The organism is Arthrobacter sp. 24S4-2, assembly GCF_005280255.1.
Classification (GTDB): Bacteria; Actinomycetota; Actinomycetes; order Actinomycetales; family Micrococcaceae; genus Arthrobacter.
In genome coordinates this window covers 4208410-4222853 of record NZ_CP040018.1, presented here as the reverse complement: position 1 = coordinate 4222853, position 14444 = coordinate 4208410, and the positions used below count along the sequence as shown (strand labels likewise).

Annotated in this window: 11 protein-coding genes and 1 pseudogene; 9 read left to right on the top strand and 3 right to left on the bottom strand. The window is 66.2% G+C overall.

Going from position 1 to position 14444, the window contains the following annotated elements; genetic code table 11:
- Positions 1–213: 213 nt before the first annotated feature.
- Positions 214–1074 carry a universal stress protein gene (locus FCN77_RS19600; protein WP_137323605.1) on the top strand — a complete coding sequence of 287 codons (861 nt, stop codon included), beginning with the start codon at positions 214–216 and terminating at the stop codon, positions 1072–1074.
- A gap of 113 nt (positions 1075–1187) precedes the next feature.
- On the opposite strand, the pseudogene rarD reads toward FCN77_RS19600, so the two are convergent.
- Positions 1188–2239 (bottom strand): annotated as a pseudogene (gene rarD / locus FCN77_RS19595) (EamA family transporter RarD).
- Positions 2240–2362: 123 nt separating this feature from the next.
- Between rarD and FCN77_RS19590 the strand changes: the two are divergent.
- The 8 genes from FCN77_RS19590 (at position 2363) to FCN77_RS19555 (ending at position 12127) form a co-directional block, all read left to right on the top strand.
- Positions 2363–3373, top strand: coding sequence for a DNA topoisomerase IB (locus tag FCN77_RS19590; protein WP_137323604.1), 1011 nt, complete (start codon positions 2363–2365; stop codon positions 3371–3373).
- 68 nt (positions 3374–3441) lie between these two features.
- Complete coding sequence (locus FCN77_RS19585) at positions 3442–4896, top strand: FAD-dependent oxidoreductase (RefSeq protein ID WP_137323603.1); 1455 nt, start codon at positions 3442–3444, stop codon at positions 4894–4896.
- A 98-nt stretch (positions 4897–4994) separates the two neighbouring features.
- Complete coding sequence (locus FCN77_RS19580; RefSeq protein WP_137323602.1) at positions 4995–6413, top strand: GAF domain-containing protein; 1419 nt, start codon at positions 4995–4997, stop codon at positions 6411–6413.
- A 122-nt stretch (positions 6414–6535) separates the two neighbouring features.
- Positions 6536–8059, top strand: a complete 1524-nt coding sequence (locus FCN77_RS19575; RefSeq protein WP_137323601.1) for an aldehyde dehydrogenase family protein — start codon at positions 6536–6538, stop codon at positions 8057–8059.
- Between the two features lie 198 nt (positions 8060–8257).
- Positions 8258–9280 carry an alcohol dehydrogenase AdhP gene (gene adhP, locus FCN77_RS19570; protein WP_175417318.1) on the top strand — a complete coding sequence of 341 codons (1023 nt, stop codon included), beginning with the start codon at positions 8258–8260 and terminating at the stop codon, positions 9278–9280.
- On the top strand, positions 9280–9687 hold the full coding sequence (locus FCN77_RS19565) for a DUF779 domain-containing protein (RefSeq protein ID WP_137323600.1): 408 nt from the start codon (positions 9280–9282) through the stop codon (positions 9685–9687). The genes adhP and FCN77_RS19565 overlap by 1 nt, the downstream gene beginning before the upstream one ends.
- 219 nt (positions 9688–9906) lie before the next feature.
- A complete protein-coding gene (locus tag FCN77_RS19560; protein ID WP_137323599.1) occupies positions 9907–11448 on the top strand; it encodes an amino acid permease in 1542 nt (513 codons plus the stop codon).
- A gap of 73 nt (positions 11449–11521) precedes the next feature.
- Entirely contained in the window at positions 11522–12127 is a 606-nt protein-coding gene (locus tag FCN77_RS19555; protein WP_137323598.1) for a TetR/AcrR family transcriptional regulator, read from the top strand.
- A 5-nt stretch (positions 12128–12132) separates the two neighbouring features.
- Here FCN77_RS19555 and FCN77_RS19550 read toward each other — a convergent pair whose 3' ends face one another.
- Together FCN77_RS19550 and FCN77_RS19545 are read right to left on the bottom strand one after the other, a co-directional pair.
- Positions 12133–12768: a DUF2461 domain-containing protein gene (locus FCN77_RS19550; protein WP_137323597.1), complete on the bottom strand. Its 636-nt coding sequence runs from the start codon at positions 12766–12768 to the stop codon at positions 12133–12135.
- Positions 12769–12956: 188 nt separating this feature from the next.
- On the bottom strand, positions 12957–14441 hold the full coding sequence (locus tag FCN77_RS19545) for a catalase (protein WP_137323596.1): 1485 nt from the start codon (positions 14439–14441) through the stop codon (positions 12957–12959).
- Between the last annotated feature and the right edge of the window lie 3 nt (positions 14442–14444).

The window sequence follows — 14444 nt, the reverse complement described above, 5'->3', positions numbered from 1 at the left end:
CTGACCCGGGCACCCGGAGCCAACCGAAGAGCCGCGGACCGACCGTCCGCGGCTCTTCCGTTTAAGCCGCCCGCCGGGCCGAAAGGTACGCCTGAAACGTGGCCTTTTGGACTAGAGTCTGCAGTACCACTGCAGGAACGCAGACCGGCCGACGTCGCCCGGGAATCCCGAGCGAGGCTGGATTCTGCCCCAGACCCAAAAAGGGGTTCACCCATGCGATACGTAGTTGGCTACACACCAAACGAACGCGGCGCCGATGCCGTTGCCCTCGCGTCGGCCCTGGCCAGGGCGCAGGGCGCCCAGCTGGACCTTGTCTATGTGGTGAACAAGGGCGTGCACGTTGCGCAGGAGGTGGCCGGCGGCCACGCCCTCGCCGGCGAAAAGGCTGTGGCGGACGCGCAACGGGAAGGGCTCGGGCTGGTTCCGGAGGACGTCCCCGTGGAATTCCATGTGCGCCATGCCGAGTCGTTTGCGTCGGGGCTGATCGACGCCGCTGTCGACTACCAGGCCGGGCTCATCGTCGTCGGGGCGGCCAGCAGCGGGCTGTTCAAGCGGCACACGGTGGGCAGCGTGGCCAACGCGCTCCTGCACGCCTCGCCGGTTCCGGTGGCGCTGGCTCCCCGCGGTTACCGCCGCACCGAGGCCCTGACCCGGCTGACCCTCGCCGTCGGCCAGCGGGCCGGCGCGGATGCCGCGATCGACGTCGCCATCGACGCCGCGCAACGGCGCGGCGTTCCGCTCCGCATGGTTTCCCTGGTGGAGCTCGACGCCGAGGGGGACAGCGGTGAAGTGGTGAACGCCGCGCACATCCACGCCAACACCGTTCTCACCGAAGCGTCGCACCGGCTTCCGGAGGGCCACAAGGTGAGCGTGGAGGTGGCCCACGGCCGCATCATCGAGGAGTGCATCGACGACCTCGAATGGGACGACGGCGAGATCCTGATCGTGGGCTCGTCACGCCTGGCCGAGAAGTACAAGCTGTTCATCGGCAGCACGGCCAACAAGGTGCTGCGTGCGCTGCCGGTGCCGATGGTGGTTATCCCGCGCGACTACCAGCGCGTCGACAGCCCCTAAGCAACCCCTCCTAAGCGCGAACGGGCAGATAGTGGCCCCCAAAAAGCGAAAAACAGGGCATTATCTTCCCGTTCGCGCTTGGAGGTTGTGGGTGTGGGGATGGCGGGCGGGGCTTAGCTGCCCGCTCGCGCTTCCCGCAGCGCGCACTTCCGGATTACCGAGTTCCTGCGCGTTGCCGCGAGCATGTCCACGGTCAGCACCAGCAGCGCCAGCCACACGACGCCGAAGCCGATCCAGCGGTCCAGGGTCATGGTTTCCTTGAACACCACCAGGGCCACGATGAACTGGAGCACGGGAGCGAAGTACTGCAGCAGGCCGATGGTGGTCATGGGCAGGCGGCGGGCCGACGCGCCGAAGAACACCAGGGGCACCGCGGTGATGATGCCGGAGGCGGCCAGGAGCCAGAAGTGCCCCGCGCCTTCCGTGCCGAGGGTGGCGGCCCCGCTGACACCGAGGAAGATCATCGTGGCGGCTGCCAGGGGAGTGAGCACCACCGTTTCCATGGTCAGGCTGGTGACGGCATCGGCCTTGGGCCCGATCCGTTTCTTCACGAAGCCGTAGAGCCCGAAGCTGACGGCCAGTGTCAGCGCGATCCAGGGCAGCTTGCCGTAGGAAATCGTCAGCACCACCACGGCAATGAAGCCGATCCCGACGGCGGCCCACTGGAGCGGACGCAACGTCTCCTTCAGCACGAACACGCCCAGCAGGACGGACACCAGCGGGTTGATGAAGTAGCCCAGGGACGCCTCCACGGCCTGGCCGGTGGTCACGCCGTACGTGTACGTCAGCCAGTTCACCGCGATCAGGGCCGCCGCGATGGACAGGGTGCCAAGGAGGGTCCGGTCCCGGAATGCCGCCCCTAGGACGCGCCACGAGCGGGTGACCGTGATCAGCAGCGTGCAGAACAGCAGCGACCACACCACCCGGTTGGCTACGATTTCCACCGCACCGGCCGGCTGCAGGGCAAAGAAGTACAGGGGCAGCAGCCCCACAAACCGTATGCGCCGATCCCGAAGAGGACACCCGCCGTCGTGTCCTTGTCCACTGCCTTAAGGGCGACGTCGGGGCGGGGCGGCTGTCCGCCGGACGCGCCGGCTGCAGCGGAGGTACCCGGAGTGGTCAGGGCTGGGGCAGTGGTTCCGTCGGGTGTAGGCACACGATCAATAACACCACCACGGCGGCCCGTATTCCGCCAAGCCGGCACTGATTCGCCGCAGACCGGTTCCCGGAACCTTGTGGTGCTCAGTACGCTTACTAATATGAATTCGCATTCTGAACCGGCCGCGCGATGAGGCTCCGCCACAGCAACGCCTCGGGGAGGGGCTACGGGCGCCTGGCCGCGGGCGCCGGCTTCACGTACCGGGACCTGGACGGATCCACGCTTCCCCCGGGCCCTGTCCGGCAACGGCTGGAGGGCATCGGCATCCCGCCGGAGTGGACCGACGTGTGGATCGCGCCCTACGACAACGGGCACATCCAGGCCACGGGACTGGACGCGATGGGCCGCCGGCAGTACATCTACCATCCGGCCTGGCGCGAAAAGAAGGACCGGCTCAAGTTCGATCGTGCCCTCCAGCTCGCCGAATCCCTGCCGACTGCCCGCAGGCTGGTCACCCTGGACCTCCGCAGCGACGGCGCGGCCCGCGTGCGGGTCCTGGCCGGAGCCTTCAGGATGCTGGACAGCGGGTCACTGCGGGTGGGGTCCGAGCGGTACACCAACGAGAACGGCAGCCACGGCCTGGCCACCCTGCTCTGCGCCCACGTGAAAGTGAAGCGGGAATGCCTGCTGCTGAGTTTCCCGGCCAAGAGCGGCAAGACCTGGGAGTCGGAAATCGACGACGCCGACCTCGCCGCCCTGGTCCGCCTGCTCAAGCGCCGTGGCGGGTACGCCAGGCTGCTGGCGTACAGGAACGGGCGCAGCTGGCATCCGGTGGTCAGCGCGGAGATCAACGATTACGTGAAGGAACGCACCGGGGCCGACTTCACCGCCAAGGACTTCCGCACGCTGCGCGGAACCGTGGCCGCCGCTGTCAGCCTGGCCCGCACCGGGCCGCAGAAAACGGTGGCCGCGAAAAAGAGGGCCATCAGTGTGGCCATGCAGGAGGCGGCAGCGGTGCTGGGAAACACGCCCGCCATTGCCCGGAAGAGCTACGTGGATCCGCGGCTGCTGGATCATTTTTCCGCGGGGGAGACCATCGACCCCCGCCGGACCGGCGCGGCCGAATCCGAACTGCGGGCGCTGCTGTACCGGGAAGGCGACGTAGTATCCCTCAACAGCCCGGCAGGGAACGCGGGCTGACCATTTAGAATGGGACACTGTGCGCCACGTGACCTGGCGCAGTCTCTCAGTTTTCAGAAGGGCTCCCGGTGTCCAACTCGGCCGAAACCACCCCCAAACGTCCCCTCCGCGTCGCGATCGTCGGCGCCGGACCGGCCGGCGTGTACGCCGCGGACATCCTGACCAAGTCCAACGAGGTCAAGGGCGGCGACTTCGAGGTCAGTATCGACCTCTTCGAGGCGTACCCCGCGCCGTACGGCCTGATCCGCTATGGCGTGGCCCCTGACCACCCCCGGATCAAAGGCATCGTCAACGCCCTGCACAAGGTCCTGGACCGCGGCGACATCCGCTTCCTCGGAAACGTGACCTACGGCCGCGACCTGAAACTCCACGATTTCCGCGCCTTCTACGACGCCGTGATCTTCTCCACGGGTGCCATCAAGGACGCGGACCTGAACATTCCCGGCATCGAGCTTGAGGGATCGTTCGGCGGCGCGGACTTTGTGTCCTGGTACGACGGCCACCCGGACGTACCCCGCGAATGGCCGCTGGATGCCAAGGAAATCGCGGTGATCGGCAACGGCAACGTGGCCCTGGACGTGGCCCGCATGCTGGTGAAGCACGCGGACGAACTGCTCTCCACCGAAATCCCGGACAACGTCTACCAGGGCCTCAAGAACTCCCCGGTCACCGACGTGCACGTCTTCGGCCGCCGCGGACCGGCCCAGGTGAAGTTCACCCCGCTGGAACTGCGCGAACTGAGCCACGCCAAGGACGTGGACATTGTGCTCTACCCGGAGGACTTCGAATTCGACGAGGCCTCCGACGACGCCATCCGCAGCAACAACCAGATCAAGACGATGGTCAACACCATGACCAACTGGCTCGTGGAGGAGCACGCCGAAGCCGAAGTGCCCTCCTCGCGGCGGCTCCACCTGCACTTCCTGCACAGCCCCGTGGAGATCTACGACGGCGCCGGCAACACCGCGGGCACCGGCAAGGTGGCGGGCATCAAGTTTGAACGGATGCAGCTGGACGGCACCGGCCACGTCAAGGGCACTGGGGAGTTCATCGACTACCCCGTCCAGGCCGTCTACCGGGCCATCGGGTACCACGGCTCGCCGCTGGACGAGCTCGAATACGACGCCCGGGGCGGCGTCATCCCCAACGAAGGCGGCCGCGTGCTGGACCCCGGGGGCAACCCGGTCCCCGGCATCTACGCCACCGGCTGGATCAAACGGGGCCCGGTCGGCCTGATCGGGCACACCAAGGGCGACGCCCTGGAAACCATCGGCTGCCTGCTCGAGGACCGGCTGACCCTACCGCCGGCGCAGAACCCGGACCCGCACGCCATCATTGCGCTGCTGGAAGAACGCGGCGTGGAATACACCACCTGGGAAGGCTGGAACAGGCTGGACGCGCACGAAGCAGCCCTCGGGAAGGAATGGACCGAAGCGGAGGCGGACACCGGCGTCGTGCGTGAACGCGTCAAGGTTGTGCCCCGCGAGGAAATGATCCGCATCTCCCGGAACTCGGAGGGCTAACCCTATGGCGGCTTGCTGGATGGCAATAGACTGAGCAGACCAATCCAGCACGGCATGCCGTCACGCCTGGCACGCCGTTGTGCCGGCAAGGGAGTTCGATGAGGAAAACGAATCAGCCAGCAGTTCCGGGCACGGACGCCGCGGCACTGCTCCAGCGGCATGCCCTTGCGGGCCACGAGTTACTCGGTGCGACCGGCTTCGGCCCGGCCGGCGGCCTCGACTCAACGAGCAGCGCCGGCCACGTCAGCAGCGTGCACCTGCCCGGGCTGCGCAGCCTGGTGGAGGAGTCCTGGCAGCGTTCCGTCCAATTCCGTGCCAACCCGGACAACCCCGAGGCGCCCCTGGCCATGGACCGGGAGGAGCTCGAGGAATACCGCCGGCAGCACCCGCTGGCCACCATCATGCCCGTGATCCACAAGCTTTTGGTCCTGCCCAGCCACGACAGCGGGCTGCTGGTCGCCGTGGGCGATGAGGTGGGGCGGCTGCTTTGGGTGGAGGGCGACGCCGTCATGCAGCGCCGCGCCGAAGGCATGATGTTTGTGGCAGGCGCCGACTGGTCCGAGGCCAGCGTTGGCACCAGCGCCCCCGGAACAGCCCTGGCCCTGGGCCGCAGCATCCAGATTTCCGGCGCCGAACACTACAAGCGCTCAGTCCACCCGTGGAGCTGCACGGCGGTGCCGTTCCACGACCCGGACTCCGGCGCCCTACTGGGCGTTGTGGACATCACGGGCACAGAATCCGCGGTTGCTCCGCACACGCTGTCCCTCGTGGAGGCCACCGTGGCGGCAGCGCAGGCGCAGCTGCGCGTGGAGCGGCTCCAGCTGGCGGCCGCCCGCCAGGCAGCGCCGGCCCGACGGCGGACGGCCTCTTTGGCTGCCCGCAGGGCTGACGGCGCCGGTTCCGGTGCGGAAGGGAGCCTGTACCGCAACAGCCTCCAGCTCCTGGGCCGGGACCAGGCCCTGCTCAGCATCGAAGGCCGCACCGTGGCACTCTCCGCCCGGCACAGCGAAATCCTGGCGTTGCTCAGCGTCCACCCCGAGGGGCTCAGTGCGGAGGAACTCTGCACGCTGCTGTATCCGGGCGACGGCTCCTCCATGACGCTCCGGCCGGAGATGGTGCGCCTGCGCAAGGTCCTCCAGCAGCTCAGCCCTGAGGCGGTCCCCGATTCCCGCCCTTACCGGCTCCCCATGGACCTGATGCCGGATTCCAGCCAGGTGCTCAACTGCCTGCAGCGAGGGGCGCACCGCATTGCCCTCGAGATCTACCGCGGCGCGGTGCTGCCGCGCTCGGAAGCGCCAGGCATCATCGACCTGCGGGACCGCGTGTCCACGCTGCTGCGCGAGGCGGTCCTGACGGACGGCAGCGCCGATGCGCTGTTGAGGTACGCGGAACTTCCGGAAGCAAAGGACGACGTCGGCGTCCGCACCGCCGCGCTGAAGCTCCTGCCGCCGCGCTCGCCCAAGCGGGCCGCCGTCGTCGCCGATCTGGAACGGCTGGAAAACGAACTTAGCGCCTGAAGGGTGGCGCCTGCGGCGCGGGACGGCGCCGGCGTGAGCTGAGTCACAGGGTTGCAACCTGGTTGCAACCTCCCGGCTCCTACGGTGGAGGCATAGTAACTGCCACAGCAAAGGAGCTAGCAATGACTGTCTACGCACAGCCCGGTACCGAGGGTTCGAAGGTCACGTTCAAGGACCGCTATGAGAACTGGATCGGCGGCGAGTGGGTTGCCCCGGTCAAGGGCCAGTACTTCGAGAACATCACCCCCGTCACGGGCAAGGTCTTCTGCGAAGTTGCCCGCGGCACCGCGGAAGACATCGAGCTGGCGCTGGACGCCGCGCACAAGATCGCACCGTCCTGGGGCAAGACCTCCGTTGCCGAACGCGCCGCCATCCTGAACAAGATCGCCGACCGCATCGACGAGAACCTCGAGATGCTGGCCGTCGCCGAATCGTGGGACAACGGCAAGCCCATCCGCGAAACCTTGAATGCGGACATTCCCCTTGCGGCGGACCACTTCCGCTACTTCGCCTCCGCCGTCCGCGCCCAGGAAGGCCGGCTCTCCCAGCTTGACGACGACACCACGGCCTACCACTACCACGAGCCGCTCGGCGTCGTGGGCCAGATCATCCCGTGGAACTTCCCCATCCTCATGGCCGTCTGGAAGCTCGCCCCGGCCCTGGCCGCCGGCAACGCCGTGGTCCTTAAGCCCGCCGAGCAGACGCCCTCCTCCATCCTGGTCCTGATGGAACTCATCGGTGACCTGCTGCCGGCCGGCGTGCTCAACGTGGTCAACGGTTTCGGCGTGGAGGCCGGCAAGCCCCTCGCGTCCAGCCCGCGGATCCGCAAGATCGCCTTCACCGGCGAGACCTCCACCGGGCGCCTGATCAGCCAGTACGCCAGCCAGAACCTGATCCCCGTTACCCTGGAGCTCGGCGGCAAGAGCCCGAACATCTTCTTCAACGATGTTGCCGAATCCGACGACGCGTTCTACGACAAGGCTCAGGAAGGCTTCGCGCTCTTTGCCTTCAACCAGGGCGAGGTCTGCACCTGCCCGTCCCGTGCCCTCGTCCAGGAGGACATCTACGATTCCTTCATGGCTGACGCCGTGGCCCGGGTGGAGAAGATCATCCAGGGCAACCCGCTGGACACCGACACCCAGCTCGGTGCACAGGCCTCCAACGACCAGCTGGAGAAGATCCTTTCCTACATCGACATCGGCAAGCAGGAAGGCGCCAAGGTGCTCACCGGCGGCGCCCGCGCCCAGCTGGAAGGCGACCTGGCCGGCGGCTACTACGTCCAGCCCACCGTCTTCGAAGGCCACAACAAGATGCGGATCTTCCAGGAGGAGATCTTCGGACCTGTCGTGTCTGTCGCCCGGTTCAGTGACTACGACGACGCGATGGAAATCGCCAACGACACCCTCTACGGCCTGGGCGCCGGCGTCTGGTCGCGCAACGGCAACGTCGCCTACCGTGCGGGCCGCGAAATCCAGGCCGGCCGCGTGTGGGTCAACAACTACCACGCCTACCCTGCCGGCGCCGCGTTCGGCGGGTACAAGTCTTCCGGCATCGGACGTGAAAACCACTCCATGATGCTGGACCACTACCAGCAGACCAAGAACCTGCTGGTCAGCTACAACGAGAACAAGCTCGGCTTCTTCTAAGGGATTGGGGCGCTCCCGTGGTGTCGACTCCGTCGCCACGACGGGGCCCTCGCGCCCCTCTCCGCCCTTGGCCCGGGCGGGGACGGATCAGCACTGATCCGTCCCCGCCCGCACCACCCTGGCCACCCCTCAGGAAGGCAGCACCACCCTTCACCGCACGAATCACACCAACGCTCCATCGACGCAAGGATTTCGCCAATGACGACGACAATGCAAGCAGCTGTAGTAACCGAATTCGGCAAGGATCTTCAGATCCAGACCCTCCCCATTCCCACCCCGGGACGCGGTGAGGCGCTGGTCAAGGTCATCACCACCGGCGTCTGCCACACGGACCTCCACGCGGCCGAGGGTGACTGGCCGGTCAAGCCGACACCGCCGTTCATCCCCGGCCACGAAGGCGTGGGCGAAGTGGTGGCCCTGGGGGAAGGCGTCACTGATTTGGCTGTCGGAGACCTCGTGGGCAACGCCTGGCTCTGGTCCGCCTGCGGCGACTGCCAGTACTGCCGCACCGGCTGGGAAACCTTGTGCGAGGCGCAGAAGAATGCCGGCTACAGCGTTGACGGCTCGTTCGGCGAATACATGCTCGTGGACACGCGCTTTGCCGCCCGCATCCCGGCGGGTTCGGACCCCGTTGAGGTCGCACCCGTGCTTTGCGCCGGCGTCACTGTGTACAAGGGCTTGAAGATGACCGAGGCGAGGCCCGGACAGTGGGTCACTATTTCCGGCATCGGCGGACTCGGGCACATTGCCGTGCAGTACGCCGTGGCGATGGGCCTGCGGGTAGCCGCCGTGGACATCGCGGACGACAAGCTCGCCCTGGCCAAGAAGCACGGTGCGGAACTGACCGTCAACGCCCTGCACGAGGACCCGGTCGAAGTCATCCAGCGTGAAACCGGAGGTTGCCATGGAGTCCTGGTCACGGCAGTGCACCCGTCTGCATTCGGTCAGGCGATCGGCATGGCCCGCCGTGGCGGAACGATCGTTTTCAACGGGCTGCCGCCGGGCGACTTCCCTGCGCCGATTTTTGAGATCGTGCTCAAGGGCCTGACCGTCCGCGGTTCAATCGTGGGTACCCGGCAGGACCTTGAGGAAGCCCTCGAATTCTACGCGGAGGGCAAGATCCACCCCACCGTCTCCACCCGGGAGCTCTCCGAGGTCAACGCCGTTCTTGACGAGATGAAGCACGCCAAGATCGATGGCCGCGTCGTCATCAAATACTGATGACGGAGGCGAGGCTTGATGCCGCAGTGACGCTGCCCGGGGAGGATATCTCCCGGGTGGCGCTCACCGCCGAGGCCGTGGAACTGCTCAGGAAACTCTGGATCCAGCACGGACCCCTGATGTTCCACCAGTCCGGCGGCTGCTGTGACGGCTCCTCGCCCATGTGCTATCCGGCCGGGGAGTTCATCACAGCCGATGCGGACGTCCTCCTTGGCCTGTTCGATCTCGCCGACGGCGTGGCACCGCAGCCCCTCGAGTTCTGGATGTCGCGGGAGCAGTTCAGCTACTGGAGCCATACCCACCTCACCGTGGACGTGGTCCAGGGCCGGGGGAGCGGCTTCTCGGTGGAGGCGCCGGAAGGCAAGCGGTTCATGATCCGGTCAAAGCTGATGGACTGGCCGGCCTAAGAGGCCCTGCCCAGCAGCCCTGAGAGACCCGTCCAACAGCGCGAACGAACACTTGAGGCCCCTCGTGAGAGGGGCCTCAAGTGTTCGTTGGCGCTGGGTTGACTCCGGCCCGGCCCGCTTATTTGTCTCATTATCTGAGATAAATGTGACCGTCCACTGGATGGACACTACTCTTGATAAGTCTGTTTCCAACAAGCTATCGAGATTGTGGACTTTCCTATGAACCTTTTCCGGACGAAATCCATCGAGCAGTCAATCGCTGACGCCGATGAACCCGGACGCAAACTGAAGCGTTCCCTGAGCACGTGGGACCTGATGATCATGGGCGTCGCCGTTGCCGTTGGCGCGGGTATCTTCTCCGTCGGTGCCAAGGCCGCGGCGAACTTCGCCGGCCCTGCCGTGACCGTTTCCTTTGCCATTGCGGCTGTCACCTGCGCCCTGGCCATCATGTGCTACGCCGAGTTTGCCACCGCCATCCCGGTGGCCGGTTCCGCCTACGTCTTCACGTACGCCACCATGGGCGAGCTGCTGGCCTGGATCATCGGCTGGAACCTCATCCTGGAGCTGTTCACGGCCGGCGCCGTGATCGCCAAATACTGGGGAATCTACCTCAGCAAGGTGTTCGCCCTGATGGGCGTGGACATTCCGCCCGCCATTTCGCTTGGCAGCGTGGACCTCTACTGGGGCGCCTTCCTGGTGGTGGCTGTATTCACCGTCCTGCTGGTGCTGGGGACAAAGCTGTCCGCCCGCGTCGGCAACATCTTCACGCTGATCAAGATCGCCGTGGTGCTGTTCGTCATTGTGGTCGGCTTCAGCTACGTGAAGTTCGAGAACTACGCCCCGTTCGTTCCGGCCTCCGAGCCCACTTCCGCCACCGGCTCGGCGGACGTGCTCAAGCAGTCGTTCTTCGGGTTCCTCACCGGTGCCGTTCCGGCCCAGTACGGCACGCTGGGCATCTTTGCCGGCGCGGCCCTGGTCTTCTTCGCCTTCATCGGGTTCGACGTCGTGGCCACCTCGGCCGAAGAGGTCAAGAACCCGCAGAAGACGCTTCCGCGCGGCATCTTCGGCGGCCTGGCTATCGTCACCGTCCTCTACATCCTGGTGTCCCTCGCCCTGACCGGCATGGTGTCCTACACGCAGCTGGCGGAGGCGAAGAACCCCACCCTCACCACCGCGTTCGAGGCCGTGGGCAACACCGACGCCGCCAAGGTCATCGCCTTCGGTTCGCTGGTTGGCCTGACCACGGTAATCATGGTGCTGCTGATGGGCCTGTCCCGCGTTGTCCTGGCCATGAGCCGCGACGGCCTGCTGCCGCGCTCGCTGTCCAAGACGAGCACCATCCGTGCGACGCCGGTCCGCCTCCAGATCATCTGTGGTGCCGGCGTTGCCCTCGTGGCTGGCCTCACCAACGTGGACCTGCTGGAGGAAATGATCAACATCGGCACGCTCTCCGCGTTCGTGATGGTCAGCCTGGGGATCCTGGTCCTGCGGAAGAAGCGCCCGGACCTGAAGCCGGCGTTCCGGGTGCCGTTCGGCAAGGTCCTCCCGGTGGTATCCGCACTCCTGTGCCTCTACCTGATGACAAACCTCGCCGTGGAGACGTGGATCTTCTTCGCCGGCTGGCTGGTCATCGGCGTGGGCATCTACTTCGCCTACGGCCAGCGGCACTCGCGGCTCAACGAGAAGTTTGCCGCCGCAAAGGCGGCAGTCAACGGCGCACCGCACGCCGTGCAGGACGAGGACGCGCTGACACGCAGCTGACGCCCGTACAGCGCCGCAACGCGCCCTGCCGCACCTGAAAACTGCCCTGGCCATGATTCCATAAGATGGAGTCATGGCCAGAGCAGTTAAACCGGAGCGCAAGATGGAGCTCTTGTCCGCCATCCAGGACTACCTGATGGACAAGACCCTGGCGGAGCTTACCTTCCGAAGCCTGGCCGAGGGCCTGGGCATCAGCAGCTACGTTCTGGTCTATCACTTCGGCAACCGTGAACAGCTCGTCAATGAGATCATCCGCTCCATCGAATCCCGGCTGGACAGCATGCGCACCACGGACGTGCGCGACATCGACCGGGAAGCCTGGCGGGCCTACCTGATGGAATCCTGGCAGTGGACCATGGCCCAGCGGAACCGGCACCTTGCCAGGCTGGAGTTCGAGGCCACGGCGCAGGACGTGGTGGCGCCAACGCCCCGCGGAACTGCCCAGGAGCACTTCCGGCTACTCCACGAAAAGGCGCGGGACTGGCTGGTGGTGCAGGGCATCCGTCCGGAGTTCGCCGACACCGACGCACGGCTTTTCACGTCCACGTTCTACGGCCTCCAGTTCGATTTTGTGGTCATGAACCAGCCGGAGGAAGCCACCAGGGCCTTCGAGCTGATGGTGGCCGTATTCTTCTCCAACCTTGAGCACCGCCTGGCCACCGACGGCCAGCACGTCTGACCCCGTCAGGGTGCCGCGTGCCGCCCGACCCACTCGACGAGCGGCCGAATCTGCTCCCACAGCCGGGCAACCTCGTCAGCGGCGGCCGGAGTCGACAGCCAGCCGGGCTCGCCGAGTTCCCGGCCCGCGGACAACGACTTGTATTTGAGGAGCTCGGCCCGGGGGTGGTCGCGCGGGAAGCCCCGCGGGACAGTCTTGAGCTGTTCGCCGTCCACGGTGAAGCCGGCCGCAGTGACGTTGCCGATAATCTGCTGCAGCAACTCGCCGGTCCCGGCGGCGTCCACCGAGTTCCGGAGGCGCGTGAGCTGGGCGGGCGTGCTCGAATGGCAGCCGCCGCCCACCAGGAGACCGTCGGCGCTCAGCTGAACGTAGTAGCCCACGCCTTCCTGGAACGACGCGACCGCTCCCTGGGCAGTCTTGTACGGGGACTTGTCCTGGGAGAAGCGGATATCGCGGTTCGGCCGGAAGATCTTCGCGGGACCGAACCTCGGCTCCAGCTGGGCCAGGAGGGCCGTTAGCGGTTCCCGGACGAGTGCCTCGTAGCCGGACTTGTGCTCCAGCCACCACTGCCGGTTGTTGTTCTGCTCGAGTCCGGCGTAGAAGCCGGTCGCAGCGGCGGGAATGCCCTCGAATGTGTCCATGTAGGGAGCCTAGGGCCGCCAGGCATAGCAGGCCAGAGGCTCCGCCGCGTATGTGGAAAGGCATCCGAAAAGCACCGGAAGGCACCCGAAAAGGCACCGTATGTGGAAAAGAACACCCCGCCGCGGATTGTCCGCGGCGGGGTGCTCTGTCAGGCAAGTGGCACTGTCAAGGTGCCGGGCAACGCGGATCAGAGCTTGTTGGCAGCCTCTGCGTCGGATTCCGTCTGGCCTGCGCCGAGGTTGGCGCGCAGCTTGGCGCCGAGCTCGGCGTCAACGTTGGTCCAGTACTGGATGGCGCGTTCCTTGATGCCAGCGTTCTTCACGCCGCCCACCGCACCGGTGATGGTGTCCAGCAGGCGGGCCTTGGCGGCGTCGTCGAACACCTCGCGGTACAGCGTGCCGGCCTGGACGAAGTCGCCGTCCTCGGCGTGCAGGGAGTGTGCGGAGAGCGTGAGCTCGCCGTCGTTCTCCCAGCCGCCGGCCGGGGAAGCCGGCTCAACTGCAGCGGGGCCGTTGAAGGAGTTCGGGGCGTAAACCGGTACGGACGGGGCATTGAAGTGGTAACGCCCGGCGCCGTCCTGGCTGTAGTTGTTGACCTGGTTCTTCGGCTGGTTCACCGGGATCTGCGCGTGGTTGGTGCCCACGCGGTAGCGGTGTGCGTCGGCGTAGGAGAAGATGCGGGCCTGCAGCATCTTGTCCGGCGAAGCGGCGATGCCCGGCACGAAGTTCGACGGCGCAAAGGTGGCCTGCTCGATCTGCGCGAAGTAGTTCTCCGGGTTCTTGTTCAGCTCCATGGTGCCCACGTGGATCAGCGGGTAGTCCGAGTGCGGCCACACCTTGGTGAGGTCGAACGGGTTGAAGCGGTAGGTCTTGGCGTCTTCGTATCGCATGACCTGGACGTGCAGTTCCCAGGACGGGAAGTTGCCCTCGGCGATGTTGTCCTGCAGGTCGCGGATGTAGAAATCCGCATCCGAGCCGGCCAGCTCTTCAGCCTGGTCACCGGAGATGGTCTTGACGCCCTGGTTGGACTTGAAGTTGTACTTGACCCAGAAGCGCTCGCCCGCGGCGTTGATCCACTGGTAGGTGTGCGAGCCGTAGCCCTGCATTTCACGCCAGGAGGCCGGCAGGCCGCGGTCGCCCATGAGCCAGGTGACCTGGTGTGCTGACTCGGGGGACAGGGTCCAGAAGTCCCACTGCATGTCCGCGTCACGCAGGTGTGTGCCCGGGAGGCGCTTCTGCGAGTGGATGAAGTCCGGGAACTTGATGCCGTCGCGGATGAAGAAGACGGGGGTGTTATTGCCCACGAGGTCGTAGTTGCCCTCGGAGGTGTAGAACTTGACGGCGAAACCGCGGGGGTCGCGCCAGGTGTCCGGGGAGCCGCTCTCGCCGGCGACCGAGGAGAAGCGGATCAGCATCTCGGTCTCAGCGCCCGGCTGCAGGAACGCGGCCTTGGTGTACCTGGAAATGTCCGAGGTGGCCTTGAACGTACCGAACGCGCCGCCGCCCTTGGCGTGCACTACGCGCTCCGGCACGCGCTCGCGGTTGAACTGGGCGAGCTTTTCGATCAGGTAGTGGTCCGTGAGGATGATGGCGCCGTCGGCACCGACGGACTGTGCGTGCGCGTCGGAAGTGACGGGCGCGCCGGACTGGGTTGTTGAGATGTTCGCAGTCATTTT

What these genes read in the sequence shown, in the direction of transcription:
- FCN77_RS19550 (WP_137323597.1), bottom strand. Translation starts at nt 12,768, where the DNA reads ATGGACACATTCGAGGGCATTCCCGCCGCTGCGACCGGCTTCTACGCC.
- FCN77_RS19565 (WP_137323600.1), top strand. Translation starts at nt 9,280, where the DNA reads ATGACGGAGGCGAGGCTTGATGCCGCAGTGACGCTGCCCGGGGAGGAT.
- adhP (WP_175417318.1), top strand. Translation starts at nt 8,258, where the DNA reads ATGACGACGACAATGCAAGCAGCTGTAGTAACCGAATTCGGCAAGGAT.
- FCN77_RS19600 (WP_137323605.1), top strand. Translation starts at nt 214, where the DNA reads ATGCGATACGTAGTTGGCTACACACCAAACGAACGCGGCGCCGATGCC.
- FCN77_RS19580 (WP_137323602.1), top strand. Translation starts at nt 4,995, where the DNA reads ATGAGGAAAACGAATCAGCCAGCAGTTCCGGGCACGGACGCCGCGGCA.
- FCN77_RS19560 (WP_137323599.1), top strand. Translation starts at nt 9,907, where the DNA reads ATGAACCTTTTCCGGACGAAATCCATCGAGCAGTCAATCGCTGACGCC.
- FCN77_RS19575 (WP_137323601.1), top strand. Translation starts at nt 6,536, where the DNA reads ATGACTGTCTACGCACAGCCCGGTACCGAGGGTTCGAAGGTCACGTTC.
- FCN77_RS19555 (WP_137323598.1), top strand. Translation starts at nt 11,522, where the DNA reads ATGGCCAGAGCAGTTAAACCGGAGCGCAAGATGGAGCTCTTGTCCGCC.
- FCN77_RS19545 (WP_137323596.1), bottom strand. Translation starts at nt 14,441, where the DNA reads ATGACTGCGAACATCTCAACAACCCAGTCCGGCGCGCCCGTCACTTCC.
- FCN77_RS19590 (WP_137323604.1), top strand. Translation starts at nt 2,363, where the DNA reads ATGAGGCTCCGCCACAGCAACGCCTCGGGGAGGGGCTACGGGCGCCTG.